The 4,108-nt window shown below is 34.3% G+C and carries 7 protein-coding genes; all 7 read right to left on the bottom strand.

Annotation, left to right across the window (positions count from 1 at the left end; all coding sequences use genetic code 11):
• Positions 1–239: 239 nt before the first annotated feature.
• Positions 240–440 carry a superinfection immunity protein gene (locus EHQ16_RS00605; protein ID WP_100745163.1) on the bottom strand — a complete coding sequence of 67 codons (201 nt, stop codon included), beginning with the start codon at positions 438–440 and terminating at the stop codon, positions 240–242.
• Positions 441–490: 50 nt separating this feature from the next.
• Complete coding sequence (locus EHQ16_RS00610; protein WP_135637604.1) at positions 491–1,021, bottom strand: hypothetical protein; 531 nt, start codon at positions 1,019–1,021, stop codon at positions 491–493.
• Between the two features lie 211 nt (positions 1,022–1,232).
• Positions 1,233–1,658, bottom strand: coding sequence for a type II toxin-antitoxin system VapC family toxin (gene vapC / locus EHQ16_RS00615; RefSeq protein ID WP_135637606.1), 426 nt, complete (start codon positions 1,656–1,658; stop codon positions 1,233–1,235).
• Positions 1,659–1,679: 21 nt separating this feature from the next.
• Complete coding sequence (locus tag EHQ16_RS00620; protein WP_135637608.1) at positions 1,680–1,874, bottom strand: type II toxin-antitoxin system VapB family antitoxin; 195 nt, start codon at positions 1,872–1,874, stop codon at positions 1,680–1,682.
• A 537-nt stretch (positions 1,875–2,411) separates the two neighbouring features.
• Positions 2,412–2,717: a type II toxin-antitoxin system RelE/ParE family toxin gene (locus EHQ16_RS19675; protein WP_135637610.1), complete on the bottom strand. Its 306-nt coding sequence runs from the start codon at positions 2,715–2,717 to the stop codon at positions 2,412–2,414.
• On the bottom strand, positions 2,714–2,941 hold the full coding sequence (locus EHQ16_RS00630) for a hypothetical protein (protein ID WP_135637612.1): 228 nt from the start codon (positions 2,939–2,941) through the stop codon (positions 2,714–2,716). The genes EHQ16_RS19675 and EHQ16_RS00630 overlap by 4 nt, the downstream gene beginning before the upstream one ends.
• A gap of 286 nt (positions 2,942–3,227) precedes the next feature.
• Complete coding sequence (locus tag EHQ16_RS00635) at positions 3,228–3,710, bottom strand: hypothetical protein (RefSeq protein WP_135637614.1); 483 nt, start codon at positions 3,708–3,710, stop codon at positions 3,228–3,230.
• Positions 3,711–4,108 lie beyond the last annotated feature (398 nt).

A 4,108-nucleotide genomic window follows, 5' to 3' on the forward strand; every position in this document is an offset into this window, starting at 1 on the left:
AGAGTTGGTATCCTATTTTTCTATGTCAAAACAGTCATAAAGATAAGATTTGGGTCATTACGTATAACGAACTAGTCTACTCGACGTTTCCCGACCCTGAGTCCCGGGACGGGACGTTAGGGACTGGCATGTAGCTTGCGTATGCGAGCGAATGCCAGAAGGGAAATGTGCCGCAGGCCAAGCGAGGCCGTAGTGCCGAAGCGCAGTGAGTAGACGCTGTTATGCGAAGGATTGCATGTTTAATTATTTTTCTTTAATGCTAGAAAAAGAGCATAAAACCATCCAATTATTGTCCATCCAAGTAAAAGATTAATGAGAACCAACGTGAAGCTATGTTTCTTTTTAACTAAAGCAATTATTGTTGGTAAAAAATATCCACCAATAGCCCAAATCGGACTAAGTAAAAAGAGAATTTCCCAAGGTCCTAAATTACTAAACATTCTTTGAATTTCCTTAATTTTGAATTTTTTTAATTCCGAATTATTTATATTTACTTTTTTATTCCTTCGTAAGTATACGATTCATCGATTTTAACGTATTTTTTTGGTGGAGGTGGATTGTTGAAATATAATCCGAGTATTTTTGAAGGATCTCCATCCTTAAATGTTAAGGTAACGAATGAAGTTGCTTTTCTAAAATGTACAATTTTGATAGATTGAATATAATCATTTCCTTCATAATTTTGTTTAGAGAAATTCCATTGATTTTTTTTGTATGATTTAAATTTTCCGAACTGTTCATTTACAACATCATCTAATTTTGCAAAATTATCTACATTTTTTGATTTGTTTTCATCTTCAAGGAAATATTTTTCTGCAACGGTTCTGTAATTATTTTTTGAAATTAACTCAATTGCGCTGTTAGAGGTTTCAAGGTAAGGTTTAAATTCGGAAAGATCATCAGATAACTTACTCTCCATATCTGGATTTTCTAAGGTTCCTGAAGCTACACTATTGTTTAATTTTGTATTGCATTGTGAAAATACAACCAATGCGAAGAATATGATAAGTTTTTGTTTCATGTTTCCCTTTTTATATATATTTTTGCAATCTTTCGCATAACGAACTAGGGGAGACGACGTTCCCTGACCCTGAGTCCCGGACGGGACGTTAGGGACTGGCACGGAGTTTGCGGATGCAAACGAGTGACAGAAAGGGAATGTGGCGCAGCCCAAGCGAGGCCGCAAGTGCCGAAGCGCAGCGTCTCCCCGTTGTTAGTCGCAGTAGCGTGGTTTATGTTTTACTGAGATATTTTTCAAAGTTTATTATTTTTAATTTCGAATTTTCAGCAATTTTGTTGAAATCAGAATCGTAAGTCGCAATGGTTAAATTGTTTGAAATAGCTATTTGTGCTATTAAAACATCGATCGAAGCCACAGTGATTCCCTTTTTTGCTAAATCATTTCTTAACTGTGCTGCGAGAATATGATCTTTGTTCGTAGGGGTTACATAATTAAAGAAGCGAAGATGATTATTAATTTCATCAAAAAGCTTTTGGTTTTTTATTCCTGTTAATATTTCCTGTAGTATAATTCCAGTTAAGAATATCTCTTCTTCATTTTTAATTATTTGAAAAAGAAAAGTATCTTCAGAATTAACAGATTTGTTTTTTCGTCTAAGAGCTTCTGACCAAACGGAAGTATCAATAAGTAAGTTCACTATATAGTAGTTGAATTGTGACTATTTTCTGAGCTTTTTATAATCAGCTTTTGGATCATATTCAATAGTATTGAAAAATTTAATAATTTCTTTTTGTTTATGTTTTTTTATAAACTCGATAAGTGCAGTGTTTACAGTTTCTCTTTTTGTTTTTAAGCCACTTAATGAATATGCTTCATCAAGTAATTCTGAGTCAATGTTCAGGTTTGTTGCCATGGTAGTCTAAATTCTTACACATTGCGCTGTGTGAGTCAATCAAAATATTTGGTCTTATTTCTAAATTTTATGTATTTAGGTTATATTTTCACGCTATTGCGACTAACGAACTAGTCTACTCGACGTTTCCCGACCCTGAGTCTCGGAACGGGACGTTAGGGACTGGCATGTAGCTTGCGTATGCGAGCGAATGCCAGAAGGGAAATGTGGCGCAGCCCGAGCAAGGCCGTAGTGCCGAAGCGAAGTGAGTAGACAATGTTATACGACGTCCAAAGCGTTAAGGGCTATTTATTTTAATATAACGCAAGTTTGGATGGTTTACTTACCGTACAGTTCCGCAATTATAATAGAGCGTTGCTGATTGTGTATCACAAAATCTTGCATCATTTTGGTTGATTAGTAAGCAAAGTTGGAGAATATTACGATCTTTTTGACATTGTTTTTCTTTTTTATCTTCTTCTGATGAGCAGTTAATTGCTATGTAAATTAAAGAGGCGAAAAAAATCAGTTTCGGTTTTTTCATTTTTTAGAAGAGGGTTAGATATCTAATTTGTTCAGTATTTTTTGAAATTGTCTACTTTGGTGGAAGAAAGCATATATTTGGATTTCGTCATTTTGAAATGTATATATAATTCTAAACGGAAATTTTTTCGTTAAAATCTGATGGAAGTTTTTATAAATAATAACTCCTATTCGGGGTTGAACTTCGATTCTTTTGAGTGAGTTGTTAATTTCTTCTAATAATTTATTTCCGAGTCCATGGACTTTTGATTCATAATAATTTACAGCAGAAATGAAATCATTTTGTGCAGAGGGTTTAACCCAAATAGGGTAAACATTCATTTTGAATTAATTTGAAAATTTTTTCTAAATGTTTTCCAATTAATCCCCTGTGTTGACGATTCTGTCTCGAAACGTTTATCTAGAAGTTCCTTTTCTTCACTTGAGAGAGGAATTGCTTGGTTAGTTTCTACTATTGAATCCCAAATAGTACCTAGCGTTTCAATTTGATCTAATAAATCCATTTTCTGGATATCTGCTATTGTCATTTTGGTATTAATGCCCATACACTTACATTATGGTTGTATTGAATGAAAAAATCAAGTTTAAAGTCCTTGTTTTTCAGATTTTTCTACTTCAAACATTCCTCAATTTTAAGAGAATATTCTTTGGATGTCGTATAACGAACTAACGGAGACGACGTTCCCCGACCCTGAGTCCCAACGGGACGTTAGGGACTGGTCACGTAGCTTGCGCATGCAAGCGAGTGCCAGGAGGGGAATGTGGCACAGCCCAAGCGAGGCCGTAAGTGCCGAAGCGCAGCGTTTCCGAGCTGTTATACGACGTAGCTTACTATTGAATATCCTTGCGATTTAGAAATATCTGAATTTCTTCCTCTAACTTAGGAAGCTTTTCTATAGAAGTATTCTCAGAATCTTGAATTGATGAATAAAAGTAGTTTATGTTTTCAAACCAAATTGGATCGTTATATAGGTAGTTAACTGAATCAATTAGTTTTAGGAAGGTTAATATATCTAATTTCTTTTGGGTGAGTAGTATTGCTTTTCTTTTTAAGCATCTGATTATAGTATTTTTTACATCCAAATTGTTTATATGAAAATTTGGGTTTACCTCTAAAACTAATTGTAAAAGCAATAATTCGACAGACTCGGATTCATATTTATCTGACTTTTGCAATCCTGCTATAGAAGCTAATTTTTCTGTATTAAAAAATAGATTGTTTTTTGATAGTAATTTACTTGTCCAATCTATGATTTGTGAACTTGAAATTAATTTGAGTTTTATTAGTAATAGTTTTCTTTCAAGAATATTCATTGAAATAGGTGAGTTTATTTAATACTTAGTTTAAGTATCCTATTGTTGTAAATTGAATAGAATGAAGTCAGTATTCAGGCTAATGACTTGGTATTTTTTATTTTCCTAAAGTTGAGATACTTTTTAACAAAGTAGTGAATTTCGAAATATTTTAAGCGAATCTATCTATTGAATTAAATAGGAAATTAGAAATTTGACCACAATCTTCTAATTGAAATTTAGTATGATATTTTAGCTATGTCGTATAACGAACTAGTCTTCCCGAAGTTCCCTGTAGCCGAGCCTCTGCAGGAGGCGTTGGCGTCGGCGCGTCTTCTTGCGGAGCAAGAAGCGTGACGGAAGGGAATTTGCCGCAGGCCGAGTGAGGCCTTGTGCCGAAACGTAGCGGGAAGACGCTG

The sequence above is a fragment of the Leptospira kanakyensis genome (assembly GCF_004769235.1).
In the GTDB taxonomy this organism is placed as follows: domain Bacteria; phylum Spirochaetota; class Leptospiria; order Leptospirales; family Leptospiraceae; genus Leptospira_A; species Leptospira_A kanakyensis.